A 26,471-nucleotide genomic window follows, 5' to 3' on the forward strand; every position below is an offset into this window, starting at 1 on the left:
TTAGTCATAAGCCACGCTTGGCAGCCAGGTCGCGATTTCCGGCACGACGAATACGATAGCCAGACCAACCAGCTGAATAATGATGAACGGAACAACGCCGCGATAAATATCGGTCACAGTGATCTCCGGCGGCGCCACACCTTTGATGTAGAAGAGAGCAAAGCCGACCGGCGGGGTCAGGAACGACGTCTGCAGACACATCGCAAACAGGATGGTGAACCACACCAGATCAAAGCCGAGCTGCTGAATCACGGGAGCCACCAGCGGCAGAATGATCAGTGTGATTTCCACCCAATCCAGGAAGAAGCCGAGCAGGAAGACACCGAACAGAATGGCAAGAACAATGCCGTAGGGACCGAAAGGCAGACCCAGCAGTGCGTCTTCGATGACCTGGTCACCGCCCAGTCCTCGCAGCACGACGGAGAAGGCTGTGGCACCCAGGAAAATGGCGAAAATGAATGCAGCCGTGCGGGTTGTCTGCTGCATGGAGGAGTTGAGGACCTTCATGTTCAGTCGACCTGCCATCAGGGCCAGTATCAAGGCCCCAAGAGCACCAACACCGGACGCCTCCGTAGGTGTTGCTATCCCGGCAAAGATAGAGCCCAGCACACCCAGAATCAGCGCAGCCGTTGGTACAACGGCCTTTGCCACTTCCCAGACAATACTCCAGGTCACTTTCTCCGTGCCCTCAGGCACCGGCGCAATGTTCGGTTGTAGCATGGGACGGACGATGGCGTAGGTCACGTACATAGCACCCAGCATAAGGCCGGGGAAGAATGCGCCCATGAACAAATCGCCCACGGAGGCTTCGGGAACCGCCAGGCGGTCGGCCATCAGCACCAGCATGATGGAGGGAGGTATCAGGATACCAAGGGTTCCGGTGGCACAGGCGGTGCCCACGGCAAACCCCTTGTCATACTTGTGCTGCATCATCACGGGCAGGGACAGCATGCCGAGCAGCACGACGGACGCACCGATAATACCCGTGGTCGCCGCCAGCAGTACGCCGATAACAATAACGGTTACCGCATAGCCGCCGCGGACGGCGCCGAACAGTTTGACCATACTGTTCATCAGACGCTCTGCCACTCCGGACTGGTCAAGCATGATGCCCATGAAAATAAACATGGGCAGAGCGACAAGCGTCTCGCTGTTTACAACCTTCCATATCCGCTCGGGCACGAGCCCCATGGAGGAGGAATAGTCAAACCACAGATTTGCGCCAAAATTCTCTACGGCGATAACACCTACAACGGTCCAGATAACCGCGGTGCCACCCAACACCCACGCAACCGGAAAACCGGTCATCAACAATGCCCCGAACGTCAGGAACATGCCGATTACAAAAAGGGTTTCAAGCTCCATCAGGACGCATCCTCTTTCTTGTTATCCCCGGACTCGATCCGAATTGGCTTCGGAAAACCGAAAAGCAGAGCAGTGACTTTCAGCAGACGGGATAGCGCTGCCAGAATCAGAAGAACAAAAGACAGTGCCAGGATACTCTTGAGAATCCAGCGGTACGGAAGCCCGGCAGGCGCCTGGCTGGTCTCGCCCTGCTCCCAGGAGCTAAAGGCGTATGGAATCATTTCGTAAACTGCCAGCCCGAGAAACGGTAACAACAGCAATAACAAGCCAATCAGTTCAATCCAGGCCTGACCTTTGAGCGACAGGCGCTCATGGATAACGTCCACCCTGACATGATCATCGGTTACCAGGGTATAGCCCAGGCCCAACAGCCAACCTGCGCCAGCCAGATGCCACTGCACTTCTTCCAGCGTCACCGACCCGGCGCCAAAGGCATAGCGGCCCACCACTGCATAGATGATCACACCTGTGACCGCTATCCAGAGCCAGGAAGCGCTCTTGCCTATCGCAGAAATCACACCATCCATAAACTGGCTGAGCGAAGTGGTCGGAAACTCGGTGTGATGGTGTATAAGTTGATCGGCGTCCGACACCGATACATGCACATCTGGCGATGAGCCTTTATCAGACACTGTCATACAACAGTTCCTCGTTCAGAAAGCCTGCCGTGAAACGAGGATGGCCCCGCAGGGCCATCCAGACTAGATAGGGGAGTACCGGGTTTTCCAGCTCCCCGGGTCAGCCCCGAACCTTAAAGATCCGCCGGAACATAGGCGCGGGTATCCCACACCTTGTAGGAATCCATGAATTCCTGCTGGCTTTCATAGACGCGCTTGAAGTCGGCATCCTTGGAAGCTTCTTCCTGAAGCACTTCCTCGGTCACGTCCTTCAGCTTGAGCAGCACTTCGCGAGGAATCTGGTCGGCCTGAACGCCCTTTTCCTGGAACTCAGCCAGAACCTTGCCGTTCTTGTACTCGCCTTCGGCCAGACCACGGGTAGTTGCCGCAGTACAGGAAGCCTCAACCAGTGCCTTCTGGGCATCGGTGGCACGATCCCACTCATCCTGATTGATCAGCATGTACTGGGCTGTGAACTGCTGGTGCCAGCCCGGGAACAGGTTGTACTTGACCACCTGGTTGAAGCCAAGGATCTGGTCAATGGCGGGCATGGAGAATTCGGTCGCATCAATGGTGCCTTTTTCCAGTGCCTGGTAGAGCTCGCCACCCGGCATCATGGTAACGGAGGCACCCAGCTTCTCGAGAACCTTACCACCGAGGCCGGCAAAGCGAATCTTCAGGCCCTGGTAGTCTTCCAGTGTTTTGATCGGCTCAGCATACCAGCCCGCTGTTTCAGGCCCGATAATGCCGCACAGCTGTGCATGCACGTCGAAGCCCTTGTTGGCGTAGGTTTCCTGCAGCATCTCGTGACCGCCACCGTAGTAATACCAACCAATGTAAGCCCAGGGCTTCATGCCGAAGGGTACGGCGGCAAACAGAGGAATCGCTGGCACTTTGCCCTGGTCGTAGCCGATCCATGTATAGCCGGCAGAAACCTTGCCGTCCGAAACAGACTGCAGAATGTCGAACGGTGGAACCAGCTTGCCAGGCTCATAGACACGAACCTGAATGCTGCCATCGGAAGCGGTAGTGAGGTTGTCTGCGACCCAGGCGGCGGGAGAGCCCAGACCCGGAAGGTTGGTGGCGAAGGCGACTGGCATTTTCCAGCGCAGATCGTCTGCAAAAGCGGAACCGGTAGTAAGAGCGATCGCACCGGCCACACCGGTGAGAGCCTTGAGAAGTTTCATTGGCAAGTCTCCTAACATTGTTATTGTATCTGGCCTGGAGCGGAGAGCCGGAGGCCTGATCTGATTATAGTCAGTGAACGCAGGAACAGACCGACAAGGTTAATTGGTGGGTCCAACAGTTAGCGCCAGTCTTATTCACTGCATTGTTCTGACGTCCTGCACTCCGGAGATAGCAGAGACTATGCCAAAATACTTTTTTTGTTCTTTTTCATGATGTTATGTTGCGCTCAAAAACCGGCAATACTCACACTGTCCGAAATACCATACACATCTAGACATCAGTCGTAGGCATTTGTACGGATTACTGGACAGGCGTCCGGAATTCAGGACATCTTGGCAAGCTTTTCGTAGAGCACAGACCTGGAAATGCCCAGCAGCTTTGCCGCCCGGGTCCGGTTACCGCGACTTGCGACCAGGGCTTCCTCGATGGCATGGGCTTCAGCCTCCGCCAATGTCTGGGATAGTGGCTGCACCGGTTGCGGCGTCAGCGATGACACCGGACGATTGCCATTGCGGGGAAGGACTTTGAAAATGGCATCCGCGTCCAGCAGTCCGCCTTCTTCTCCCATCGTCAACGCTCGCTCAAGGACGTTTCGCAATTCCCGGATATTGCCAGGCCAGTCATAACTGCCGAGGGCTGACACTCCCGCATCGGTGATTTCACCGCGCAGCTCCACTCCCTCACAAATTTCTTCCAGCAACGCTTCACAGAGCACGCCAAGATCCGCCAGACGGTCCCTGAGCGGTGGAATCGGGATTTCCAGAACATTGAGCCGGTAGTAGAGATCAGACCGGAACTCTCCTTCGGCAATCATTACCTCCAGGTTCCGGCTGGTGGCGGCAATCACACGGACATCCACAGACACCACTTTATTGGAACCCAAAGGCTCGATTTCTCCCTCCTGCAACGCTCGCAGCAGCTTGGCCTGCAGCGGCAGAGGCATATCGCCCACCTCGTCCAGGAACAGGGTTCCGCCGTTGGCCAGCTGGAACTTACCGTCCCGGGTACGACGATCTGCACCGGTGTAGGCACCAGGCGCTACCCCGAAAAATTCGGCTTCAAGCAGGTTGTCCGGAATGGCTGCAACGTTGACACCCACGAACGGTTTTTCCGCCCTGGCCGACACCGTATGAATGGCCTGCGCCAGAACCTCCTTACCTGTGCCGGTTTCGCCAAGCAGAAGGACCGGCATGTCTCGCCCCGCCGCCAGACGTGCCCGCCGCTTGACCTCAAGAGCCGCCGGACTCGCCCCGACAAAATCGCCCAGACTGTAACGGGTACCCCGTGACTTTTTCGCCAGAGCCTTGCGCGCAGCGGCCAGATCCTGGTGAAGCCTCCGGTACTTCGATACCAATGGCGTCAGGGGCTGCAGGTCGTCATAAAGGACAAACGCAACCGCACCGACTATCCGCCCCTCCTCGTCAAAGAAAGGCAGTCTGGTTACCACCAGCTGTTGCTGGTTGTGTTCCATAATATCCAGCAACAGCGGTTTGCCGGTTTCGACGACCTCTGGCATACGCGTATGCGGAATGACCTGGCGCACCAGCTTGCCGATAACGTGTGACGGATCGCCCAGGCCCAGCAGGTGGGAATAACTGCTGTTGATCCAGGTAATCCGGGCGGCCTGATCAACGGCAATCGCTCCGGCACTGGCTTCCTCGAACATCGGAAACAAGGCTTCGATCAGGTCTCGGGTAAGGCCACTCTTGTTCTTATCAGAAAACAGCTCTGTCATGTACCGCACACCAACGGGTCGAATATCATTCATGGTAGTAACCCCGGCACCCGGCGGGCCGGATGCAGTCACGGAAGTATATGGGGCCCCCGGATCGGGAGCAAACGAAGCCGGCCCGCCAGAAGGGCCGGCCACAGACGCTGTTACTCGGGGATTCGGAGCTGGTCGTCCGTAAAGACAATCCGGTCGCCGTCATCCGGAACCGGGTTGATTGCCGTCAGGTTGCTCTCCGCCAGCGGTGTCGTTATGTCGCCCCTGGGCACGGTACGGACCACCTGGCTTGGTGGCAGCGCCTGCTTCTCTGTCAGGTTTGCCCAGACCAGATCAAGCGCCTGAAAGTAGTAATGGTGCAGCGGAACATAACGATCAGCCACGCCCGGGAAGCCATTGAGCACATCCAGATGATGGGCATTCAGGATCTCGTAGTAACGCAGATTGCTGTTCTCGCCTTCCACCCGTTGATTCAGACCATAGTACGGCCTTGAGGTGTGGTTGATCGGCAAAATGGCATCGGCCCGGCCTGTCACAAAGACCGCTGGTTTACCCTGCAGGTCACCACTGGCCCGTATCTCGGAGATGCCCCCGGCAATGGCTGACGCCAATTCCGCGTCCGAACCATCCAGAGCCGCGTTGGTCACCGCATCGCTCCCCCGAACAAGACTGCGAAGACAAAGCAGGGCATCCAGCCCATAGTCCATCTGGTTCGAGCTCGGTGAGGCGCTGACCGACAGATTGGTCGGTTGACCGTCAGCACCGTCATAAACAATGCTCACCCCGGCCGTTGGCGGTATGCCATTACTTGCAGAAAACAGAGCGGCTTCCGCGGCCGGGGCCAACTGGGTCACCGCGCCGTCGGCACTGCTGGTCGCGCCCAGACTCAGGTCACAGACCCGATCCTCAACACCCGCTCGGCCATAGGCATTGGCATAGGTCATGGCAATGCTCGGTGCCACCGCCAGACCGAAATGCACCGGAGCCAGCAGATTCTGCTCTGGCTGAATACCGAACTCCTCGTTCAGAATACGCAGGGCATCGGTGGCCCGGTCGTCCAGAGTAGCGCCGGTCACCAGCCCTTTGTTGGCAAGGCTATTACAGATGTTTTCACCAATAGCAGGGGGATTGAAAGCTGCATTGAGTGGCGCAGTGTCGCGAATCTCCGGGGCCTGATTGGCACAACCCTGGTATACGGCCAGTGCCGTTGTGTAGTCCAGAAGACTTCGGCTGTGCTCAGTGAGAGCGGGACCTTCACCCTGGCGAATGGTAAAGCTGTGATCGACCTCCGGATTCACATTCGGTTCTGACACCGCGATACCATCAATCAGCCCACTGACATCCTGTTCAGCCGCACGAACGGAAGAACCACCGCCATTAGACACACTGGAGGCAATCACCACCGTATTGTCGGGTTGGATACTCTGAAGAACCTGCCCATTACCCAGTTCCCGGCCAAACTTCTCATTCAGCACGTAGAAACCAAATTCGATGGACTGCAAGACATGGCGACCCCAGTCCGCTTCCGGATTGGTCTTTGAATGGGCATGCTTCCAGGCAAAGCGATCTGGCCAGGCGTCATTAAACGCGCTTCTTTGCTCATCAGTCAGGTCAGCACGAAACTGAACCGCCTCATCTGCCGTGGTCAGTGTTCCGTCAATTCGTTGTGCAGCGTTGCTGACCAGATTGTGTGAACCGGTCCCGGTACCTTTGTCCGTGTAGACCACGGCACAACCTTTTTTCAGGCCCCACTCGCCGGCAGTACCAATTGCCCCGTAAATTCCACGGGAACCAGACGACGGCGCGGTAACCATGCAAGGGCGCTCAATATCAAAGCTGTCGGGCACCTGAGCCATCACCGTCACGGGCACATCCGCTCCAGGGACCAACATGGAAGCAATGTATTCGTCGCCGGCGATCCGACCTTCCCCACTGGCACCAACCTGCGGACCGAAAAAGGTTCCGTAACCACCTCCGGGAACGGTATCGACCAGAGCCCGGTAGTTACTGTAGATGGCGAGTCGGCGAAGTTCTGCCGCGGTGGGGTTGAGGGGGTCTGAAAACTCAGGCGCGCTGGCACTGGCCAGCCCGTCAGCTCCCAGACCGGCGGTCAGCAGGTCATCAGTCAGCCCATCGTAGCTGGTCTGGCTTATCTCTCCGAGGACGAAGTCAGGAATTGCATTGAAGGGCTTACCATCCTTACAGGCAGTGAGGCTCAACCCCGAAGCGCCGATCAGGGCGCAGAGCATTACTCGTTTCATGATCGTTCCTTGTTTGTTGTTGTAAACGAACAGACCAGGCCCTCGAGCCGGGCCTCAGAAACGCCATGCGGATCCTGTGCCAAAACATTAACCAACTGTTTTATAAAGCTTTATTTAATAAACAGATCGTAGGAAAAGAAAATCATCCGGACTTCCGGACAATGAAAAGCAACGAAGTTCGGGGAAAACAGCAGTGTCGCCTGCCTGGCGCTGGCTGTCCCAGAAAACAGACACTGTATGGAATACCGGACAATGAGAAGACACGCCGCGTTCGATGGCAGTCCAGCGCCCGTCAGCAGCAGCCTCCTGATGCCGCCGGGTTGCCTGATACGTCATCATGCGTGTGGCCGTTGAGAACCTAGCCAATCCCGATAAACGGAAGCAGACTCAGGCCCATGATCACCAGAATCGCCACGCAGGCTGCGAGGGTTCGAACCGGTCGCCGTCTGAGCATAAACCAGAAGCCGCCCGAATCCCCCCGGGCCAGGTGCTCCTCATACACCTGCCTCTGGCGTTCAAAGCGTTGCTGCTGATACTCATCAAGCAGTGCTCTGGCCCGAGCGGCCTCGTCATCATCGTGCACCCAGAAACCGCCCATACTAATACCCCAACGGCTTGGCGGCGTTTCGTAAAAAGCCACTTCGTGGGCATCGAACAGCGCCCGGATTTCATCGGCTTCGTCATCGGGCACATGGCGGAGATTCATCAAGTGGTGCGGCATGGAAGCTCGTTGTCTGGTATCGGATGCGGGAATCCCTATATCCTAGCATCAAAGCAAGACTGGCCAAATTCGACACCCGGAACCGTGAATGACCGATAGCCCCCTCCGACTGCTGCTGGATTTTGACAATCAGGCGCAACGGGACAGATCGCAAGCCCCGAACTTCCTGCATCGCCGGGATCGCAAGTTCGCATTGATGTGTGAACAACAGGGCGTTGCCCCGAATCCCCCCCGTTGGCTGGCGCACCTGAAACGCCTCAGTGGACCAGAGGCAAGCCCGGCATCCACCGATCGGCCCCTGAAAACATGGCGTCGGATCAATCGGGGATTTGCAGCCGTTGGCACCCTTGCAGGTCTGTTTACCATGGCCGGGCTGCTATTTTACGATGGCGGACAACGCATCAACATTACCGTTATCCTTGCGTTTGTGTTGTTGCAACTGTTGCTCGCCCTGTTCACCACTGCACAGTCATTGGCCGGATGGCAGCCCTGGCGCGGATTGCTGCGGCGTTTTGTAACCGGCCAGAGCAACGGGATGTTCAACAGGCTGCACCCCTTACTGATGGCCAGGGCCGCTCATGTTGGCGGTATCTGCTTCGCCACCGCGGGCCTGGTCACTCTGGTGACCATGGTGGTGATCCACGACCTTGCCTTTGGCTGGAGCACCACGCTGGAAACCGCAGCGGCAAGCTACCACGGACTGATTCAGGCCGTGGCTACTCCCTGGGCCCGGGTTTGGCCGGCAGCGGCTCCGGATATTGCACTCATTGAAGCCACCCGTTTTTTCCGTGCCGGCGGCGACAACGCCAGTGCGAGTCCTGCCCAATGGGGCCAATGGTGGCCATTTGTCGCCATGCTCTGGGCCACATGGGTGCTGTTGCCACGACTGCTGCTCTGGTGTCTGGCTTCTGTCCAGATCCGGCAAAAAGCCCATCAGCTACTGGTCGGCCATCCCGCCATGCATGCCCTTCTGTATCGCCTGGAAACGCCCACCCTGGACACTGGCAATAGCCACCATGATGCCGATGACCTCCCCGATACCCGGGACCGCAACAGTCTGCTTCCATTGCCCGACAGCGATACCCTGTTGTGTTGGGCCGGTGCCGGTGAGCCGGAACTACCCGACGCCCTGCGATCCGGCAAACAGCTCATTCTCCGGGCTGGCGGCAGTGCCAGTCTGGCCGATGATGACCAGGCCCTCCAGCGGATTGCAGACCATCTGGCAATGGGAACCAACGCGGTGGTCCTGTTGGTTCGTGGCTGGGAACCGCCCACCGGCGAGCTCCAGGATTTTCTGGAAACCGCCCGTGACACCTGGCCCGGCACAACACGGGTAGCCCTGGTGCCTCTGGCTGCGGACATCAGAAACGAACCCGACCACCACCAGATCCAGCCCTGGCTGCGGTTTGCTGAACGCCTGGGCACGGAGTTCGTTCAGGTGTCTCTGCCGCCCTTTCAGACCCCCGATCCCTATATCGTCCACAGAGGGCTGTCATGATGCCGGCACCCACATTTGCCGTGGTCGGCCACCCCAACAAGGGCAAATCCAGTGTGGTGGCGACCCTGTCCCAGAACGATGCCATTGCTATTGCCCTGGAACCGGGAACCACCCGTAAGCGCCATACCTACCCGTTGAAAGTCGATGGGCGGACACTCTACACTCTGGTGGACACCCCGGGATTCCAGCGCCCCAGGCGGGTAATGCAATGGCTGGAAGCTCACAGTGTATCCGCCTCCGACCACACCGATGCCCTCCGGGCCTTCGTGACACAGCATCAGGGCGATGGCCGGTTCACCGATGAGTGCGAGCTTCTGACACCATTACTGGAAGGCGCAGGCATTATCTATGTCGTGGATGGTTCAGTACCCTACAGCCCCGAACATGAAGCAGAAATGACCATCCTGCGTTGGGCAGGTCGGCCAAGCCTGGCAGTAATCAACAGCATCGGCGTTGACGACTACAGTGACACCTGGCAGGCAGCACTCGGCCAATTTTTTCAGGTTGTGCGCAAGTTCGACGCTGTTCGTGCCTCTTTTGCGCAGCATCTCAGCCTGTTACGAGCATTCGGACAACTGGAGCCGGCCTGGGAAGTGCCACTGGAGCAGGCTATCCAGCACCTTTCCGACCAACGGCTGCATCGCCGCCGACAGGCTGCCTTACTGATTGCCAGGGCGCTCGGGGACATGATGTCCTACCGGGAAAAGCGCACTCTGACTGCCAGTCAGACCACCGAAACCAGCGACGGCACTCTGGCCGATCAGTTGCGAAAACGCTGGTACCGGAACCAGCGAAAACGAGAACAGACCCTGCGTGTGGACATCGAACACCTGTACCAGCATCAACGTATTGAGCGCCAGGAAGCCGAACTGGAGTGGCACAGTGAGCATGATCTGTTTTCTGAAGACAGCCGCAAAGCCTGGGCGGTGAGCAAGCGTTACCTGGCCACAGCCGGCTTTGGCGCCGGGGCTGTCAGCGGAGCCGGCATTGATGCTCTGACCCTGGGATCTTCTCTGGGTACCGGTGCACTGGTAGGCGGCCTGATTGGCGCCGCCGGCAGTTATTTCTATGGCGACCGGCTGGCGCTGCCGGCACTGAACATCGGCGCTCTCAGAGACGGCTTGAAAACAGCCACTTTCGGCCCTGTACAGGACAGCCAGTTCGGCTATGTTGTATTGGGGCGTGCCGTGGATCACTGGTGGCACATCAGCCACCGGAATCACGCCGGCAGGGATCTTCTGGACCTTGAGCCAGCAGACCACCACTGGCTGGAAAATCTCGGAAAAAGCGACCGGCATGACATCCAGAAGGCCTTCGACAAGTGTCGTAAACAGCAACCTCTGGACGAGCGTCAGCGGGAGAAATTCAGCCTGGCCATTGAGCAGGCCATGGCTGTTTACGACGATTGGCGGTTGAACCGTACCTGAAAGGAATGTTTATACTAAAAAGCTATTCCATCACGATATGAGGAATGTGAATGAAAATCGTACGAGTGCAAGACATTATCGGTACCGAGCGCGAAGTGACCGGCCCTGGCTGGACAAGCCGCCGCATGCTGCTGAAAAAGGACGGCATGGGCTTCTCCTTCCACGAAACCATCATTCCCGCGGGCGCCGAACTGAACCTCTGGTACAAGCACCATCTGGAGGCGGTCTACTGTGTTGCCGGCAATGGCAAGATCCTGGACAAGGCCACCGGCGAAACCCACGAGATCACCGATGGCACGCTCTACGCACTCGACAAGCATGACCAGCACACGCTGTATGGCGGCACCGAAGACATGCGGCTGATCTGTGCCTTCAACCCGCCGGTCACCGGCCGGGAAGTCCACGATGAAGACGGCGCCTATCTGCCAGACACCAGTGAAGACTGATTCACTTGCCTGTGGCTGAGCACCGCGCCACAAACACACCGCCACCGCCAGCCAGACTGCTGCCGGTGGCGGTGTTGCTTTGGTTCGCCGGTGTTTATCTGCGCATCCCGGTACTCGTCGCACCGCCGTTGGCACCGTTCATCGGCGATGAACTGGCACTGACCCAGGCTCTTACTGGCGCCCTGACGACGCTCCCCATCCTGATGCTGGCAATCGGATCCATGCCCGGCGCACTGGCCATTGCCCGCATGGGGCCTCGCAATACCCTGGCGCTGGCCATCGTTATCATGGTGATCGGCTCCGCCGGTCGCGGCCTGGTTCCCGACACCTTCACACTGATGCTCGCCAGTGCCGTTATGGGGCTGGGCGTGGCAATGATGCAACCGGCCTTGCCGGCCCTTCTGCCCAGATGGCTGGAACCCCATCATCTGGCTCTCGGTTCGGCCATCTACATGAACGGCATGCTGATGGGCGAATTCATCGGCGCCGGTATTACCCTGCCGGTCCTCATGCCACTGCTCGACAACAGCTGGCGCGCGACCCTCCTGGCCTGGTCACTCCCGGCCTTGGCGGTGGCCGTGGCCCTTTATCTGCCAAAGCGTGACCGGGCGAAACCCGTAGGCAAAGTCTCCTGGCTGCCAGACTGGAACAACCCACTTACGCTCAGAATCGGCTTGCTACTCGGCCTGTCCGGGTCATTGTTCTTCGGCCTCAACGCTTACATGGGCAACCTGCTCGAACAGCAAGGTCAGTTTGAGAAACTCGCCGATGCGCTGTTCTGGTTTAACCTCGCCCAGGTTTTTGCCTCCCTGACCATGCTCAAGATGGCCCGCGTCTGGGTAGGACGCCGCTCTGCCATCATCGTTACCGCCACTCTGGGTATTCTGGGCACCCTGGGCGCTATCATCTTCTCCGGATGGTGGTCCATTGCCAGCGCTACCCTGATGAGCTTCACCGCCGGCATCCTCCTGATTCTTCTGGTAGCCGTGCCGCCACTGGTTACGCCCTCCCGGGAAACCGGCCGTCTCTCAGCCGGTACTTTCCTGGTCGGCTACACCATGGCCTTCTCAGTTCCCATGCTTGGTGGGCTGGTGGCGGACTGGACCGGCGACGCAAGGCACGCCATCCTCACCATCCTCGCCTACAGTGTTCTGGTGCTGCCCCTGGCGTTCACCCTGGATCTGAAGCGAAAAAAGATCCCGCCTGAAAACGGATTTGTTACCGACTGAAAAGGAGGCCTTCAGATCGGTGCTGACCGTGATAAACTGCCGATTATTTGAACACAATGGCGTACCGCTTCTATGTCAGACATCGCATCAATTGCCGCCGCCAGCACTCAACTGAGTCAGCAACGCGTGCAAGAGCAGGCCCAGATTTCTGTCCTCAAAGCGTCTCTCGACATGGCTCAACAGGGTGCCTTACTGCTGCTTGAGGGCGTGACTGAAACGGCGGTGGTAACGACCGGCGCCAATCCATCGGACAACGTTGGCAGCCTGCTTGACGTAAGAGCCTGATTTCATAGCCCCCTCCACAACAACTGCCGGGCAAGTGGATAACCAGTGCCCGGATGTTCCTGTTCCACCCGAATCACTGTCATGATTATCGCGCAGGACGCTTTTTCGTTCCCTGCTGAGCCTGTGCGGTAAACGGATCCTCCGGCCAGGGGTGTTTGGGGTAGCGGCCGCGCATGTCCTTGCGCACTTCCGGGTAGGCATTGCGCCAGAAACTGGCCAGATCAGCAGTCACTGCCAGTGGTCGCTGGGCGGGTGAAAGCAGATGGATGACGACAGATACCCGACCTCCGGCGACGGTGGGGGTTTCCGTCCAGCCGAACAGGGCCTGCAGTTTGGCCGCCAGAACCGGACCACTCTCTGTGGTGTAGTCCAGACGGACCTTTTGGCCCGTGGGAATCGTCAGGGCCGTGGGTGCGAGCGTTTCCAGTTGCTGCCGGGACGGATAATTCAGAAGGCTGATCAGAGCGGTCAGCAGATTCATACGGGCCAGCTCCGTCCAGCGACTCATGCCGGATAGAAACGGCCCCAACCACTGCTCCAGATTTTCAAGCAGGGCGGCGTCACTGGTGTCAGGCCAGCCATCATTGGGGAAGTGTTGGGCCAACAACCGGACACGGGCACACCACTGACGGCTGTCGTCGGTCCAGGGCAGGCTGTCCAGTCCCTTTTTCCGGACCGCATCAAGCAGGCCCCGCTGAACGAGTTCCGGATCAATCCGGGTAAGCGGTCTCTCCTGGAGTACCAGCTCACCCAGTTTCCTTAAACGCCGGGCCACCACGGTGCCCCGGTTGTCGTCCCACAATGCCTCTTCGGTATCCTGAATATGGCCAGACAGATCCCGCTCCAGATCCGGAATATCCACCGGCGCCGCCAGGTAGATGGTCGCCTCCCTGGCTCTGCCATCCAGCTCCGCCGCAACCAGCCAGTCGTGTCGGGCCAGGGGATCCGCCTCTCTCAGCACCGCCCCTTTGCCATTACTGAGCTGATACCTGGGTGCCTTACCAGACCGGCGACGCGCAACACGATCAGGGTAGGCCAGGGCCAATAGCCGGCCGATCTCTGTCTCTGACGGTAATTGGGCATCCGCCGGCACCGGTCCGGAAAGCCGCCTTGCCGCCTGGCGCACAGCTTTCAGGCGCGCGGTGTCCAGGGTCCGGTCCGCACGCTCACCATAGAGTAGACGGACTCGCTCATGCATATCCGCCCCCGCGCCGGGACCCAGGAGATCACGCTCTTCCAGCAGGGCAGCCAGCGCGGCGGCAGGACCACCGAGCCCGATAGAACGTCCTCGCAGCACCATATGCGCCAGTCGCGGATGAATACCCAGTTCCCGTGCGGCCTTGCCGTGTTCGGTAATGGCGCCATTGGTATCAAGCATATCCAGCCACTGCAGCAGTGCCACCGCCTGTTGCCAGTGCGCACCGGGAGGCTCGTCAATCCACGCAACACCGCTGACCTCCCTGGCGCCCCACTGGGCCAACTCCAGAACCAGCGGCGCCAGATCGGCCTCAAGAATCTCAGGCGGCGTGTAATCCGCCAGCCCGAACTGCTCCGACTCACTCCAAAGCCGGTAACAGATTCCGGACTCGATCCGGCCAGCCCGACCTTTACGCTGTTCCGCGGAAGACCTGGAAACCCGGCCGGTCACCAGCCGGGTCATGCCACTATTGGGATCAAACACCGCCCGTCGCTGCTGACCACTGTCGACAACAACCCGGACGCCTTCGATGGTCAGGCTGGTTTCGGCAATTGCGGTGGCCAGTACCACCTTGCGCTGGCCTTCAGGCGCCGGGGAGATGGCCTGATCCTGTTGCTCCGATGTCAGATTGCCGTAGAGCGGCATAACAAGCACATTGTCCGGCAGTGCGCCCCGAAGTTGCCGCTCCACCTTGCGAATTTCGCCGGCACCAGGCAGGAATATCAGCAGGGAGCCGGTTTGATCCCGCAGCGCCTCCTGAACCACGGCTGCGACCTGATCCATCATCCGGCCGTTGCGAGGCAACGGACGATAATGGACCTCAACCGGAAAGGCACGCCCCTCACTGACGATTACCGGCACATCTCCGAGCACCTGTGCGATTGGCCCGCTGTCCAGGGTTGCCGACATCACCAGCAGGCGCAGATCCTCCCGCAACGCCTGCTGGGACTCCCGGACAAGGGCAAGGCCGAGGTCGGCCTGGAGTGAGCGCTCATGGAATTCATCGAAAATGACTGCGGCATATTCCTCCAGCATCGGATCGGCCTGGATCAATCGCGTCAGGATGCCTTCCGTTACCACTTCAATGCGGGTCGCAGCGGAAACCCGGGTGTCCAGCCGGGTGCGATAGCCGACCGTCTGGCCCGCCTTCTCGTTCAGCTGCTTTGCCATAAACCGGGCCGCGGATCGGGCCGCCAGCCGACGGGGTTCCAGCATCAGAATCTTGCCATTTCCGCGCCAGGGTGCATCCAGAAGGGCCAGGGGAACGCGGGTGGTTTTGCCAGCCCCGGGCGGGGCCTGCAAGAGCACGGTACTGCTGTATTCCAGAACGTTTCTCAGCTCTGGAATGATGGCATCGATGGGGAGCATGGATTTCCGGGGTCTGGTTTTAAAGCGGCGACGACGCCTTGAACGGCGTCAGGAACTCACCCTATCCCGATTGGCCTTCGCCCATTGGTATATCCGTTCGAAGGCCTCGGCCAGGTCGTTCGGATTATGAGGCGGCTGAATCACAGCGGCAAGTTCCCCATCCGGGTTCAGCAAAGCGAAATGGCCACTGTGATCCACCAGCAGCTCGCCGTCCACCTCCCGGTGGACAAACACCGCGCTCAGGCTTTTGGCCAGTTCCCGCAGGGTGTCGAGATCACCCGTCAGGCCGTGGAAGTTCTCACCAAAGAAACCGGTGTAGGCTTTTAGCTGTTCCGGGGTGTCATGCTCCGGATCCGCGCTGATCAACAGATAATCAGGCTGCGGTAATTCGTTCGACAGTAGCTTATCTGTCTGACGCAGATTGGCCATGGCCGCAGGGCAGATATCCGGACAGTTGGTGTAGCCGACAAAGGCAAAGGTCCAGCGCCCTCTCAGGCTCTCACGGGTAACTGTTTCACCGTTCTCATCCGTCAGCGTGAACTCCGCCAGCTGGCGTGGCTCGTCATACACATAGGTGTTGAATTCCGTGAGCTCCGGCGCCGGTGCCGGTTCCTGGTTTCCAACCAGAAACACCTGCCGGCCCACTACGAGCCCGAAGATCAAAACAACAATTAACAGCAAACAAAAAAGGGTAAAGCGGATCGAGCTGGAGCTTTTCATGGGTGGTCCATTCCGGTGGTCAGATTAGCAGCACTATGTCTGACTCAGAAAAACACAAAATGATCCACAAGCAATACCACAAACAGCGCCATGAGGTAAGTGATGGAATACTTGAAGGTATTCAGAGCCACGCGCCGGTCATCACCCTTCAGCAGCCGGACCGCGTACTGCAGGAAGCGCAGACCAAGAACCAGGGCGCCCACCAGGTAGATACCGCCAGACATGCCTGTGACAAAAGGTAGCAGACTGACCGCCAGCAACATCAGTGTGTAGAGCAGGATATGCAGCTCAGTGAACCTGTTGCCATGGGTCACCGGTAACATCGGAATACCCGCCTTGGCATACTCTTCCTTGCGGTGAATTGCCAGAGCCCAGAAATGCGGTGGCGTCCAGGCGAAGATGATCAGCACAAGAAGCAGCGCATGACCTTCAACCTGGCCGGTCACTGCCGTCCAGCCTAGCAGTGGCGGCATGGCGCCTGCCAGTCCGCCTATGGTGATGTTTTGCGGCGTGGCCCGCTTCAGAAACAGGGTATAGACACCGGCATAGCCTACCAGCGAAGCCAGAGTCAGCCAGGCAGTGAGGTGATTTACCTGCCACATCAACACAGTCATACCGACACACGCCAGAATACCCGCAAACAGAATGGCGTCCAGGGGCGAGATCTTGCCCGTGGCCACCGGCCGCTTGCGGGTCCGGGCCATGACCGTGTCAATCTTCTGATCCACCACATGATTGACCACTGCCGCGGCACCGGCCAGCAGAGCTATGCCGAGGTTACCCCACAGCAAAACGCCCCAGCCGGGCACTCCTGGTGCAGCCAGCAACATGCCAATCACCGAGGTAAGAATCATCAGCGCAACCACCCGGGGCTTGGTCAGCTCCAGGAAGTCACGCCAGGAAATGGTTGCTCTGGATTCGCTCGCAATTGCCTGGGCTGGCAGTGCTTCCACGTGCTCGCTCATGCCGTCACCTCCTGGTTCATTGTTGTTGTGTGTGTTGCTCTGACGTTGCGTGTGCCCGGTAACAGTTGATACTGCCAGATCAAATGAATCACTGACAAAAGAAGTCCCGCACCCATGGCGTTATGGGCCACGGCAATGGACAGGGGAATATGGAAAATCACATTCGTGAGCCCCAGCAGGATCTGGACACTGAGCACGACGGCCACCAGTCGAATGGCGTTGTCCAGGCCCGAATCGCCCCGCCGCCGCCACATCATCGCCAGCAGAGCGGCAAAATAGACCAGCACCACCATGGCCCCGAGCCTGTGGGTAACGTGAATGGCCACCCGCCCGTCCGCCGTCAGCTGGCCACCGAGGTAGTTGGGGCCCACATGCTGGGTGATATCAAAGCCGTGCTGGAAATCCATGCCCTCGGGCCACCACTGCCCCTGACAGGTTGGCAGATCAGTGCAGGCAACGGCCGCATAGTTCGCCGCTGTCCATGCCCCCAGCGCAATCTGCATGACCACCAGCAGAAGGCCGCCATACAACCATGGCCGGAAACCAGCCAGTGGCGTCGATGCCAGCGACTTCCGATCCTGTTCCTGCCTGGCTTGTCGTCGCAACCTGAAGGTCAGCAGCGTCAGCAGGCTCAGGGTCGTAAATCCGCCGAGGAGGTGCAGCGCCACCACCTGGGGCCACAGTTTCAGGGTCACCGTCCACATGCCGAAGGCTCCCTGGAGAACGATGAATCCGGCAATGAACAGCGGCAGCTTTACCGGCACACCCAGTCGCCGGTTGCGGACCGCGCAGGCGGCCAGACCGAAGACCACCAGACCCAGAGTTCCCGCGGCATAGCGATGAATCATTTCCGGCCAGCCCTTCTGTACATCCACCGGTGTATCCGGAAAGCGGGCATTTGCGATGGCAATGCTGGATTCACTCTGAGGCACGGTCAGAAAGCCGTAACACCCGGGCCAGTCAGGACAACCCAGCCCGGCGTGAACCAGGCGCGTCCAGGCACCCAGCATGATGACGACAACCGCCAGAAGTGCCGCAAACGTGGCCCACTTCGCCATCTTTCGGGCCGCCAGGGATGATGAAGGAGACGACTGATTCAAGGCTGACTCTCCGCTCCGACCATTAACCGATCTGTGACAATTTGAGCAGATGCTTGAGATCCTCCAGCATGTCCTTGCCGGTATGCTCGGAACCGTAATGCATCATGATATTGCCGAACGGGTCGACCAGCAGAATACGCGGCTCCGAATCCGGGCTGATTCCAGCCGGCCAGGAAGGCTCTGTCCCCATCGACGGAACCAGACGTTCCATGGAACTGTATTCCGAGGCCCAACGTGCCTCCAGGTCCCCGGAGACACCAGCCAGCACCGCCGCCCGTGAAACACGGTTAGCGTTCTTGCCAAGCGCGATATTGACCTGCCTGGCCAGATAGAGCAGCTCTTCACATTGGTTTCCACACTGGCCAGCGGAAACCAGCAACAGCCAGTCGGGATCCGTTTGTTCCGGACCGAAACGTTCAGCCAGTGGAGTCCCGGAGGAGGTTTCGAGGCTCAAGGAAGAAACCGGGACAACCGGCTGGAGCAGAACGCCGTTGTTGGTGTGTCCGGCAGGGTTCAGCCAGCCGGTATAAAACATGATGGTTGCCACGATCATCGGACCAAAGCCCAGTGCAAACAGCAAAAATGCCGTCCTGCGGCCGCGACGGGCCTGTTCCGGTGTAGGGCCTTCGTTCTGTTCCTGATCAGATATCCGGTTAGCCATTGTCATTGTCATTATTGGCTCCTGTCTTTCGGTAACTCGCCACTATAGTCAATATAGTCAGCGCCACGGCCAGCGCAAACCATTGCGTGGCATATCCATAATGAGTTTGCGGCCCCATCAGATCCGGCGCCCAATCTGCACGGTAGGCGCCCGGCTGGCGCTCACCGGAAAGCCGCACAATTGTGCCGGGAAGATCCGGAATTTCCTGCCGTGCCGCCTGCCCGGAGAGACTCTGTACCCGTCGAGGCCATTGCCCGCGTGCCACTGGCTGATCCACCAGCACCGGAGGCACCGGGTAATCGCTGATCCGCCCTTCGAGGGTGAAAATGCCCTCGGGCGTTTCTATGTCCGGAAACAGATTCCGGGTCCGCGGCGCCTGCACCCAACCCCGGTTCACCAGTACCGGAGGGCCCGTCAGGGGGCGGAACTCCGTAAGCACTTCATAGCCGGGAACTCCGTCCCGGGTGCGGTTGTCCAGCAGCCAGGTGCGGCTTCCATAGAGGCCGGTCAGGGTTACCGGCCGTCCGCGGGTCAGGTCTTCTGCCACCAGTTCCAACCAGGCCAGGGCTTCTGCCTCCTGCTGCCACTGATTCAGCAGAACCTGCTTTTCCTCCGCACGGTTCAGCTGCCAAACCCCCAGACTGAGAAGCACCGGCAGGAACACACCACTGAAAACCAGCAAGCGCCAGTCAAACTGCCATTCGCGGTGTTTGGGCTGCGAATCAGACATGCTCTGCTATAGTGACCTCAGCGAGTCCGGAAGACAGTCCATTCCGTACATTGAACACTCCAACAACAACAGGAAATTCGATGCTCAAGGCCGTTATCGTTTTTTTGATGCTTGCCGTTGTGGTGAGTCTGTTCAGTGGCCTGTTCTTTCTCATCAAGGATGGCGGAAAAACCAATCGGGTGGTGAACTCCCTGGCGGTCCGGGTGACACTCAGCATACTGCTCCTGGCGGTCATTCTGATCGCATTATGGCAGGGCGCCCTGACATTGAATCCGACGCCCTGATCCCGGTCAGATTATGTAAACGAACACGAACAGGCCCAGCCAGACCACGTCCACAAAATGCCAATACCAGGCCGCCGCCTCAAAACCGAAGTGGTTGTCGGCCGTGAAATGCCCTTTTGTGATGCGAACCAGCATGATGATCAGCATCAACGACCCCAGAATCACGTGAGCGCCGTGAAAGCCGGTCAGCATGAAGAAGGTGCTGCCATAGATCCCGGAGCTCAGCTTCAGATTCAGATCCTGGTAGGCGTGCATGTATTCGTAGCCCTGAACAAAAACGAATACGACGGCCAGCGCAATGGTTGCACCCAGCCAGAGTTTGGTTTTCGCCCGGTTGCCCGCCTTGAGCGCATGGTGAGCAACGGTGATGGTAAATGAGGACGTTACCAGCAAGATGGTGTTCATCAGGGGCAGGCCCCAGGCACTGATAACCTCTTTCGGTCCGGGATAGGCTTCCGGACTCGGGTTGTTGATCAGGGGCCAGCTCGATTGAAAGCCCTCCCAAAGCATGTTGGAGGAACCTCTGTCGCCCTCGCCGCCTAACCAGGGCACCGCAAACATCCGGATGTAGAACAATGCTCCGAAGAACGCTGCAAAAAACATCACTTCCGAGAAAATAAACCAGCTCATTCCCCAACGGAACGACCGGTCCATCTGTTCGCTGTAGAGCCCCGCCCGGCTCTCCCTGATCACGTTGCCAAACCAGCCAAACAACATGTAAGCCATAATCACCGCGCCGATCATGAACATGATCCAGGCACCGGTTGTGCTTTCACCCTGGTTGCCATTGACCATGATCGACGCCACCCCGTACAGGGTTACCCCGAGCCCGACGGTCGCAATGATGGGCCATTTGCTCTGTTCCGGAACGTAATAGGTCTGGTTATCCGCCATGACAGTCTCCGATGGCTTATCCGTTATCGATTGTTGTTGTCACTCTGATGGAGTTGTCTGATACCGCTGGCTGCTTACCCTGGTCATACAACGTGTAGGAAAGCGTAAGTTTGGTGATGTGCTCAGGGAGGTCCCTGTCGACGATAAATATCAGAGGCATCTCGACACTCTCACCGGCATCAAGAGGCTGTTGGTTGAAGCAGAAACACTCGGTTTTATGGAAGTACAGAGTGCCCTCCGAAGGTGACAGACTTGGTACGGCCTGCCCGACCATAGCCTCGGTTGTCGCATTCTCGGCGTAAAAGTTCACCGTTACCGGCTCACCCGGGTGCACATCCACAGAGCGCACGACCGGGCGAAACGTCCAGGTCATTCCCGGCCCATTGGAGGCCAGGAACTGAACCTTCACTGTTCGGTTCATGTCCGCTTCGGCAACCTCGACCGGCTGATACCGTCCTCCGGTCTTGCCGTTGATTCCGGTTATCTCGCAGAACACGTCGTACAGAGGCACCAGAGCAAACCCAAAGGCAAACATACCGACCACACCGGCCATGCACCAGGCAACGACCTGCGCGTTGCTGCGCGGTTTTCCCGATTTGCCTGCCTGCTTTTCAGCCATGGCCCCTGCCTCCGATTATTTCACTTCCGGCGGTGTGGCAAAGGTGTGGTAGGGCGCTGGTGACGGCACCGTCCACTCCAGGCCTTCCGCCCCGTCCCACGGCTTGGCGGCGGCTTTTTTGCCTCCCTTGACGCACTTGACCACGATCAACAGGAACAACAACTGGGTGGCACCAAACATGAAGGCGCCAACACTGGAAACCATGTTGAAATCCGCAAACTGCAGTGCGTAATCCGGAATCCGGCGCGGCATGCCTGCCAGCCCCAGGAAATGCATGGGGAAGAACGCCAGGTTCATGCCGATAAATGACAGCCAGAAATGGGTCTTGGCCAGGGTTTCGTCGTACATGTGACCTGTCCACTTGGGCAGCCAGAAATAGGCGGAGGCAAAAATACCGAATATTGCTCCGGGCACGAGCACATAATGGAAATGAGCAACCACAAAGTAAGTGTCGTGATACTGGAAATCAGCCGGTGCAATGGCAAGCATCAGACCAGAGAAGCCACCAATGGTGAACAGGATGACAAAGGCCACCGAGAACAGCATCGGCGCTTCAAAGCTGAGGGACCCCCGAAACATGGTTGCCACCCAGTTGAACACCTTTACGCCGGTGGGTACGGCAATCAGCATGGTGGCGTACATGAAGAACAGTTGCCCGGTAATGGGAATACCGACCGTAAACATATGGTGTGCCCAGACCACGAAAGACAGCAGGGCGATGGCGCCCACCGCATAAACCATGGAGGCATAGCCGAACAGAGGTTTGCGGGAGAACGCCGGAATGATATGGGATACCGCCCCGAACGCCGGCAAGATCATGATGTAAACCTCGGGATGACCGAAGAACCAGAACACATGCTGGAACAGAACGGGATCCCCACCACCGGACGCGTCAAAGAAACTGGTGCCGAAGTTGATGTCCATCAGCATCATGGTGACAACGCCGGCCAATACCGGCATTACGGCAATCAGCAGGAACGCGGTGATCAGCCAGGTCCAGACAAACAGCGGCATTTTCATCAAAGTCATGCCCGGTGCCCGCAGGTTCAGAATAGTGGCGATCACGTTGATAGCACCCATGATCGACGAGATGCCCATGATATGGATAGCAAAAATGAAGAAAGTGGTACTGGGCGGCCCGTACGTGGTGGATAGTGGCGCGTAGAAGGTCCAGCCGAAGTTGGGTGCACCGCCTTCCATGAACAGGGTGGACACCAGGATCAGGAAGGCGCACGGCAGCAGCCAGAAGCTCCAGTTATTCATCCGGGGCAACGCCATATCCGGCGCGCCGATCATCAGCGGCAACATCCAGTTGGCAAGCCCGACAAAGGCCGGCATAACCGCACCAAAGACCATTATCAGGCCATGCATGGTGGTCATCTGGTTGAAAAATTCCGGCTGCACAATTTGCAGCCCGGGCTGGAACAGCTCCGCCCGGATAACCATAGCCATGGTTCCGCCCAACAGGAACATGGTGAAACTGAATATCAGGTACATGGTCCCGATATCTTTATGGTTTGTAGTCAGCAGCCAGCGGCTGATGCCTCTGGCCGGGCCGTGATGATGATCCTGGGCGTGGGTATCTGCAACCGCACTCATGAAAACCCCCGTTACCGCCATTTATTGTGGCTGGTGATATCTGTTATCTGGCGTTGATTACTGCTGGCTCTTGTAATCAAAAATTTCTTTCGGAGTGACCATTTCACCCGTGTTGTTGCCCCAGGCATTGCGCTCATAGGTGATCACCGCAGCCAGATCCACTTCGCTGAGCTGGCCACCAAACGCCTGCATCGCCGTGCCGGAAACGCCGTTAACCACGATGTCGATGTGAGCCGCCATGTCCCCGGTAACAATCGGGCTTCCCTTCAATGCCGGGAACGCGGGTGGCGCACCGCTGCCGTCCGCCTGGTGACAGGCCGCACAAGCGGTCTGATAGGCTTTCTCACCCCGCTCCATCAGCTCGGCCATGGTCCAGTCTTTCTGAGTCAGTTCGCGCTCACGCTCGGCAGCCTCTTTCTTCTCGGCAACCCAGGCGTTGTACTCTTCTTCGGGAACGGCCTCGACCACCACCGGCATGAAGCCATGGTCCTTGCCGCAAAGCTCGGTGCACTGACCTCGGTAAATGCCGGGCTTGTCGACCCGGGTCCAGGTCTCATTGATGAAGCCGGGAATCGCGTCCTTCTTGACGCCAAAATCGGGCACCCACCAGGAGTGGATCACATCGTTGGCGGTCAGCAGGAAGCGGACCTTTTTACCCACCGGAATCACCAGCGGGTTGTCCACTTCCAGAAGGTAGTTGTCGCCTTTTGCCTGACGGTTATCAATCTGCGCCCTGGGCGTTGCCAGATTGGAAAAATAGCCAAAATCTTCATTGATGTATTCGTATTGCCACTTCCACTGGTATCCGGTGACCTTGATGTCCACCTCGGATTCTGTGGTGTCATACATGTCGACCAGAGTCGCAGTGGCCGGAATTGCCATAATGACCAGGATGACAAAAGGTATGATGGTCCAGAGAATTTCAACCAGTGTGTTTTCGTGGAAATTTGCAGGTTTGGCGCCCTGGGATTTTCGGTGGGCAAAGATAGACCAGAACATAACCCCGAAGACTACGATGCCAATGACAACGCAGATCCAGAGTATGGTCATGTGTAGACTGAATATTTCGTTACTGGTGCCGGTTACCCCCGGGGTCATGTTCAATGTCCAGTCCGCCATGGACCAGGCGGGGAACATCAGACCGCCTAAAAGGGCACCTGCCCGCTGAGCGTGCACGCGCATACTGTGTCTCCACAGAGTGTTATTCTTGTCGGATTTTGCGTTATCCAACTGATCTTCCTGGCGCTCGCATACACCGGAAAATCAGAATGGAAGCCTGCTTACGGATACCTCAAATCCGAGTATAGACACAGATCAAAAAAAGACTAAAAAATCATCTAAACCTAAAAAAGATAATCACGGGATTTTAAGAATCAAAACGAATATGACTTTAAATCTGCAGGCCACTGACCGACGTTTGTGGCTCCTGGCCTGGCCATTAATGCTGACCAACCTCACCGTTCCTCTGCTGGGACTGGTCGATACCGCCGTGCTCGGACACCTGGACAGTCCCGAATACCTGGGCGCAGTGGCCGTGGGGGCCAACCTGTTCAGCATTCTCTACTGGACCTTCGGGTTCATGCGTATGGGCACAACGGGCCTGGCGGCACAGGCATGGGGCAAACGGGACAGCTTCAATCAGGTGGCTCTGCTGCTTCGGTCTGTGCTGCTGGCAACCGGTATTGGGCTGCTGCTGATCCTGTTCCATCAGCCCCTGATCCACACAGGTCTGACCCTGATGAACCCCAGTGAGGGGGTAACCGAGCTGGCGGCGGAATACGCCGCTATCCGGATCTGGAGTGCTCCCGCAGTATTGTGCCAGTACACCCTGGTTGGCTGGCTGATTGGCACCCAGTTCCCAAAGGGACCGATGATCATGCTGATTGTGGCTAACGGCCTGAACATCGTGCTGGATATTGTGTTTGTCACCGTTCTTGGCTGGAACAGCCGCGGCGTTGCTATCGCCACCGTAATTGCCGAGTACGGCGCAGCCACCATCGGTTTTCTGATCGTGTTGCAGCGAATGCCAGAGGGTCAGTCCCTGACCCGGGCCCTGTTCGGCACGCTGGAGGATTACCTGAAAATCCTCCGGGTGAACCGCTACATCATGGTTCGCACCATCGCCTTGCTGCTGGTGCTGGCATTCTTCACCGCCCAGGGTGCTCGTCAGGGTGACACCATCCTTGCTGCCAATGCGGTTCTGATCACGTTCCTGTTGCTGATTTCCAATGCCCTGGACGGCTTTGCAAATGCCGCCGAAGCACTGATTGGCGAAGCCATCGGCAAAGGCAGCCGGCGCATGTTCCGTGTGGTCTTTCGCAGCGCCCTGAGGTGGTCGATCTGGGGTGCCCTGCTGCTCACCATCCTGTTCGTTGCCTTGGGACACTGGCTGATTGCCCTGCTCACCGGTATTGAAGAGGTACGAACCACCGCCTGGATCTATCTGCCCTGGCTATGGCTGTTACCCTTCGCAGCCGTCTGGGGCTTCCTGCTTGACGGTGTCTTTATCGGTGCCACCCGCACCCGGGACATGCAGAACACCATGCTGTTCTCAGCCCTGGCCGTCTTTGCACCGGTGTGGTGGTTAACGCAAGGCTGGGGAAACCACGGCCTCTGGTTCGCTCTGATTTCTCTGATGGTAGCGCGGGCACTGAGTATGGGCTGGTTATGCTGGTCTCATACCAGGAACGGCCGGTGGTTCCAGAGTCAATGACACAGATTCAAACGGTAACATTACAACCAGGTATTTTCGCAGTGGTGGAAAAGCAACCGTACAAATCTCGGCTACACTTGTCTGAAAAGGCAGGCACGATGTGGTAGCCAGCCATCCTCTCCTGCCCAGGTATTCGTTGCTAAAAATTGCTAACAGCGGGAGGCGCCTTGCGACCTCAATTCGTTCAGACATCGGCTTCTCCTGAAATGACACCACAGGTAGTCCTAGAGATTATTGATCAGGCACGGCGCAAGGAAGCCCGCTCCGGTACGTTCCTCCGGCAGCTGCACGACAAGGTCGCAGCACTGCCGTCTGTGGTGACCATCGACGGTTATCAGCCCACCACTTCCCTGTTCCAGTTCGTGGTTGAATACATCGAAATGGCACCCAGGCTTATCGAATGTGTCGAAGCCTGCGCGCAACAAGCCAACAAAGCCGACCTGTTCGAGCCGTTTGTCGATGCAGCTATCCGTTATTTCACCCAGCCGTCAGTGCTTCTGGTGCGCTATGATGGCCTGGATGGCCTGCTCATTCGAGCGTATCTGTGCCATCGCCTGATGGAAGAAATGTACGAAAATAACCGCTACACCCGGGCCAGTGAACTGGTGGATATAGAGGCAACTCGTGCTAATCTTCTGGCTCACCAGCTGATTGGAGAGCCGTTCGCCAATGAACTGGACGATTCAATAACCGTAACCCTGTTGCAGATCGCTGGTACGCCAGATTATTACGAGCTGAACCTCGACCCGTTCGTCGAGCAGGTGAACAACGCTGCCTGGGACTGGATGCGGCAATACTGGGAAAATCTGCTGGTGCGTAATCACATCCGATTGTCCCTCGGTTCCAGCCCGACCTGA

General features: G+C 57.9%; 24 protein-coding genes. 8 read left to right on the top strand and 16 right to left on the bottom strand.

Annotation, left to right across the window (positions count from 1 at the left end; all coding sequences use genetic code 11):
• From KO499_RS03485 to KO499_RS03510, 6 genes are all read right to left on the bottom strand, one after another.
• Entirely contained in the window at positions 1-1,365 is a 1,365-nt protein-coding gene (locus tag KO499_RS03485) for a TRAP transporter large permease (RefSeq protein WP_215982327.1), read from the bottom strand.
• Complete coding sequence (locus tag KO499_RS03490; protein ID WP_215982328.1) at positions 1,365-2,003, bottom strand: TRAP transporter small permease subunit; 639 nt, start codon at positions 2,001-2,003, stop codon at positions 1,365-1,367. Before KO499_RS03490 ends, KO499_RS03485 begins: the two co-directional genes overlap by 1 nt.
• Before the next feature lie 113 nt (positions 2,004-2,116).
• Complete coding sequence (locus tag KO499_RS03495) at positions 2,117-3,169, bottom strand: TRAP transporter substrate-binding protein (protein WP_215982329.1); 1,053 nt, start codon at positions 3,167-3,169, stop codon at positions 2,117-2,119.
• Positions 3,170-3,492: 323 nt separating this feature from the next.
• Positions 3,493-4,905 (bottom strand): sigma 54-interacting transcriptional regulator, encoded by a 1,413-nt coding sequence (locus tag KO499_RS03500; RefSeq protein WP_215983369.1) that lies wholly within the window; start codon positions 4,903-4,905, stop codon positions 3,493-3,495.
• Between the two features lie 143 nt (positions 4,906-5,048).
• The gene (locus KO499_RS03505) at positions 5,049-7,157 is read right to left on the bottom strand and encodes a D-(-)-3-hydroxybutyrate oligomer hydrolase (RefSeq protein ID WP_215982330.1); all 2,109 of its coding nucleotides are present in this window, start codon (positions 7,155-7,157) and stop codon (positions 5,049-5,051) included.
• Between the two features lie 358 nt (positions 7,158-7,515).
• A complete protein-coding gene (locus tag KO499_RS03510) occupies positions 7,516-7,878 on the bottom strand; it encodes a DUF6164 family protein (RefSeq protein ID WP_215982331.1) in 363 nt (120 codons plus the stop codon).
• An 88-nt stretch (positions 7,879-7,966) separates the two neighbouring features.
• Here KO499_RS03510 and KO499_RS03515 point away from each other — a divergent pair, with 88 nt between their 5' ends.
• The 5 genes from KO499_RS03515 (at position 7,967) to KO499_RS03535 (ending at position 12,763) form a co-directional block, all read left to right on the top strand.
• On the top strand, positions 7,967-9,376 hold the full coding sequence (locus KO499_RS03515) for a DUF2868 domain-containing protein (protein WP_215982332.1): 1,410 nt from the start codon (positions 7,967-7,969) through the stop codon (positions 9,374-9,376).
• Entirely contained in the window at positions 9,373-10,803 is a 1,431-nt protein-coding gene (locus KO499_RS03520; protein ID WP_215982333.1) for a GTPase/DUF3482 domain-containing protein, read from the top strand. The genes KO499_RS03515 and KO499_RS03520 overlap by 4 nt, the downstream gene beginning before the upstream one ends.
• A 50-nt stretch (positions 10,804-10,853) precedes the next feature.
• Positions 10,854-11,249, top strand: a complete 396-nt coding sequence (locus tag KO499_RS03525) for an ectoine synthase (protein ID WP_008176749.1) — start codon at positions 10,854-10,856, stop codon at positions 11,247-11,249.
• Positions 11,250-11,260: 11 nt separating this feature from the next.
• Positions 11,261-12,478 (top strand): CynX/NimT family MFS transporter, encoded by a 1,218-nt coding sequence (locus KO499_RS03530; RefSeq protein WP_215982334.1) that lies wholly within the window; start codon positions 11,261-11,263, stop codon positions 12,476-12,478.
• A 72-nt stretch (positions 12,479-12,550) separates the two neighbouring features.
• A complete protein-coding gene (locus KO499_RS03535; protein WP_215982335.1) occupies positions 12,551-12,763 on the top strand; it encodes a YjfB family protein in 213 nt (70 codons plus the stop codon).
• An 85-nt stretch (positions 12,764-12,848) separates the two neighbouring features.
• Here the strand turns inward: KO499_RS03535 and hrpB are convergent, their stop codons facing one another.
• The 6 genes from hrpB to KO499_RS03565 all read right to left on the bottom strand — a co-directional run bounded on the left by hrpB (position 12,849) and on the right by KO499_RS03565 (position 19,505).
• Positions 12,849-15,329 (bottom strand): ATP-dependent helicase HrpB, encoded by a 2,481-nt coding sequence (hrpB, locus tag KO499_RS03540; protein WP_215982336.1) that lies wholly within the window; start codon positions 15,327-15,329, stop codon positions 12,849-12,851.
• 48 nt (positions 15,330-15,377) lie between these two features.
• Complete coding sequence (locus tag KO499_RS03545; RefSeq protein WP_215982337.1) at positions 15,378-16,049, bottom strand: SCO family protein; 672 nt, start codon at positions 16,047-16,049, stop codon at positions 15,378-15,380.
• Between the two features lie 44 nt (positions 16,050-16,093).
• Entirely contained in the window at positions 16,094-17,014 is a 921-nt protein-coding gene (gene cyoE / locus KO499_RS03550) for a heme o synthase (RefSeq protein ID WP_215982338.1), read from the bottom strand.
• Positions 17,011-18,072 carry a COX15/CtaA family protein gene (locus KO499_RS03555; RefSeq protein WP_215983370.1) on the bottom strand — a complete coding sequence of 354 codons (1,062 nt, stop codon included), beginning with the start codon at positions 18,070-18,072 and terminating at the stop codon, positions 17,011-17,013. The genes cyoE and KO499_RS03555 overlap by 4 nt, the downstream gene beginning before the upstream one ends.
• 64 nt (positions 18,073-18,136) lie before the next feature.
• Complete coding sequence (locus KO499_RS03560) at positions 18,137-18,787, bottom strand: hypothetical protein (protein WP_416240381.1); 651 nt, start codon at positions 18,785-18,787, stop codon at positions 18,137-18,139.
• Positions 18,768-19,505 carry an SURF1 family protein gene (locus tag KO499_RS03565; protein WP_215982339.1) on the bottom strand — a complete coding sequence of 246 codons (738 nt, stop codon included), beginning with the start codon at positions 19,503-19,505 and terminating at the stop codon, positions 18,768-18,770. Before KO499_RS03565 ends, KO499_RS03560 begins: the two co-directional genes overlap by 20 nt.
• 80 nt (positions 19,506-19,585) lie before the next feature.
• On the opposite strand from KO499_RS03565, the gene KO499_RS03570 reads away from it, so the two are divergent.
• Complete coding sequence (locus tag KO499_RS03570; protein ID WP_215982340.1) at positions 19,586-19,789, top strand: twin transmembrane helix small protein; 204 nt, start codon at positions 19,586-19,588, stop codon at positions 19,787-19,789.
• Positions 19,790-19,795: 6 nt separating this feature from the next.
• On the opposite strand, the gene KO499_RS03575 is transcribed toward KO499_RS03570, so the two are convergent.
• From KO499_RS03575 to coxB, 4 genes are read right to left on the bottom strand one after another with little or no spacing between them, the layout of a single operon-like run.
• A complete protein-coding gene (locus KO499_RS03575; RefSeq protein ID WP_215982341.1) occupies positions 19,796-20,683 on the bottom strand; it encodes a cytochrome c oxidase subunit 3 in 888 nt (295 codons plus the stop codon).
• Between the two features lie 16 nt (positions 20,684-20,699).
• Positions 20,700-21,302: a cytochrome c oxidase assembly protein gene (locus tag KO499_RS03580; RefSeq protein WP_215982342.1), complete on the bottom strand. Its 603-nt coding sequence runs from the start codon at positions 21,300-21,302 to the stop codon at positions 20,700-20,702.
• Positions 21,303-21,317: 15 nt separating this feature from the next.
• On the bottom strand, positions 21,318-22,901 hold the full coding sequence (gene ctaD, locus KO499_RS03585; protein ID WP_215982343.1) for a cytochrome c oxidase subunit I: 1,584 nt from the start codon (positions 22,899-22,901) through the stop codon (positions 21,318-21,320).
• A 57-nt stretch (positions 22,902-22,958) separates the two neighbouring features.
• Positions 22,959-24,083 carry a cytochrome c oxidase subunit II gene (gene coxB / locus KO499_RS03590; RefSeq protein ID WP_215982344.1) on the bottom strand — a complete coding sequence of 375 codons (1,125 nt, stop codon included), beginning with the start codon at positions 24,081-24,083 and terminating at the stop codon, positions 22,959-22,961.
• Between the two features lie 202 nt (positions 24,084-24,285).
• Between coxB and KO499_RS03595 the strand changes: the two genes are divergently transcribed.
• A complete protein-coding gene (locus KO499_RS03595) occupies positions 24,286-25,614 on the top strand; it encodes an MATE family efflux transporter (protein ID WP_215982345.1) in 1,329 nt (442 codons plus the stop codon).
• Between the two features lie 206 nt (positions 25,615-25,820).
• Positions 25,821-26,471 (top strand): hypothetical protein, encoded by a 651-nt coding sequence (locus KO499_RS03600; protein ID WP_215983372.1) that lies wholly within the window; start codon positions 25,821-25,823, stop codon positions 26,469-26,471.

This window comes from Marinobacter sp. F3R08, assembly GCF_018860425.1.
Classification (GTDB): Bacteria; Pseudomonadota; Gammaproteobacteria; order Pseudomonadales; family Oleiphilaceae; genus Marinobacter.

What these genes read in the sequence shown, in the direction of transcription:
- KO499_RS03510 (WP_215982331.1), bottom strand. Translation starts at nt 7,878, where the DNA reads ATGCCGCACCACTTGATGAATCTCCGCCATGTGCCCGATGACGAAGCC.
- KO499_RS03545 (WP_215982337.1), bottom strand. Translation starts at nt 16,049, where the DNA reads ATGAAAAGCTCCAGCTCGATCCGCTTTACCCTTTTTTGTTTGCTGTTA.
- cyoE (WP_215982338.1), bottom strand. Translation starts at nt 17,014, where the DNA reads ATGAGCGAGCACGTGGAAGCACTGCCAGCCCAGGCAATTGCGAGCGAA.
- KO499_RS03555 (WP_215983370.1), bottom strand. Translation starts at nt 18,072, where the DNA reads ATGGCGAAGTGGGCCACGTTTGCGGCACTTCTGGCGGTTGTCGTCATC.
- KO499_RS03565 (WP_215982339.1), bottom strand. Translation starts at nt 19,505, where the DNA reads ATGTCTGATTCGCAGCCCAAACACCGCGAATGGCAGTTTGACTGGCGC.
- KO499_RS03495 (WP_215982329.1), bottom strand. Translation starts at nt 3,169, where the DNA reads ATGAAACTTCTCAAGGCTCTCACCGGTGTGGCCGGTGCGATCGCTCTT.
- ctaD (WP_215982343.1), bottom strand. Translation starts at nt 22,901, where the DNA reads ATGAGTGCGGTTGCAGATACCCACGCCCAGGATCATCATCACGGCCCG.
- KO499_RS03515 (WP_215982332.1), top strand. Translation starts at nt 7,967, where the DNA reads ATGACCGATAGCCCCCTCCGACTGCTGCTGGATTTTGACAATCAGGCG.
- KO499_RS03505 (WP_215982330.1), bottom strand. Translation starts at nt 7,157, where the DNA reads ATGAAACGAGTAATGCTCTGCGCCCTGATCGGCGCTTCGGGGTTGAGC.
- coxB (WP_215982344.1), bottom strand. Translation starts at nt 24,083, where the DNA reads ATGCGCGTGCACGCTCAGCGGGCAGGTGCCCTTTTAGGCGGTCTGATG.
- KO499_RS03535 (WP_215982335.1), top strand. Translation starts at nt 12,551, where the DNA reads ATGTCAGACATCGCATCAATTGCCGCCGCCAGCACTCAACTGAGTCAG.
- KO499_RS03490 (WP_215982328.1), bottom strand. Translation starts at nt 2,003, where the DNA reads ATGACAGTGTCTGATAAAGGCTCATCGCCAGATGTGCATGTATCGGTG.
- hrpB (WP_215982336.1), bottom strand. Translation starts at nt 15,329, where the DNA reads ATGCTCCCCATCGATGCCATCATTCCAGAGCTGAGAAACGTTCTGGAA.
- KO499_RS03500 (WP_215983369.1), bottom strand. Translation starts at nt 4,905, where the DNA reads ATGACAGAGCTGTTTTCTGATAAGAACAAGAGTGGCCTTACCCGAGAC.
- KO499_RS03600 (WP_215983372.1), top strand. Translation starts at nt 25,821, where the DNA reads ATGACACCACAGGTAGTCCTAGAGATTATTGATCAGGCACGGCGCAAG.
- KO499_RS03580 (WP_215982342.1), bottom strand. Translation starts at nt 21,302, where the DNA reads ATGGCTGAAAAGCAGGCAGGCAAATCGGGAAAACCGCGCAGCAACGCG.
- KO499_RS03485 (WP_215982327.1), bottom strand. Translation starts at nt 1,365, where the DNA reads ATGGAGCTTGAAACCCTTTTTGTAATCGGCATGTTCCTGACGTTCGGG.
- KO499_RS03575 (WP_215982341.1), bottom strand. Translation starts at nt 20,683, where the DNA reads ATGGCGGATAACCAGACCTATTACGTTCCGGAACAGAGCAAATGGCCC.
- KO499_RS03595 (WP_215982345.1), top strand. Translation starts at nt 24,286, where the DNA reads ATGACTTTAAATCTGCAGGCCACTGACCGACGTTTGTGGCTCCTGGCC.
- KO499_RS03525 (WP_008176749.1), top strand. Translation starts at nt 10,854, where the DNA reads ATGAAAATCGTACGAGTGCAAGACATTATCGGTACCGAGCGCGAAGTG.
- KO499_RS03520 (WP_215982333.1), top strand. Translation starts at nt 9,373, where the DNA reads ATGATGCCGGCACCCACATTTGCCGTGGTCGGCCACCCCAACAAGGGC.
- KO499_RS03560 (WP_416240381.1), bottom strand. Translation starts at nt 18,787, where the DNA reads ATGACAATGACAATGGCTAACCGGATATCTGATCAGGAACAGAACGAA.
- KO499_RS03570 (WP_215982340.1), top strand. Translation starts at nt 19,586, where the DNA reads ATGCTCAAGGCCGTTATCGTTTTTTTGATGCTTGCCGTTGTGGTGAGT.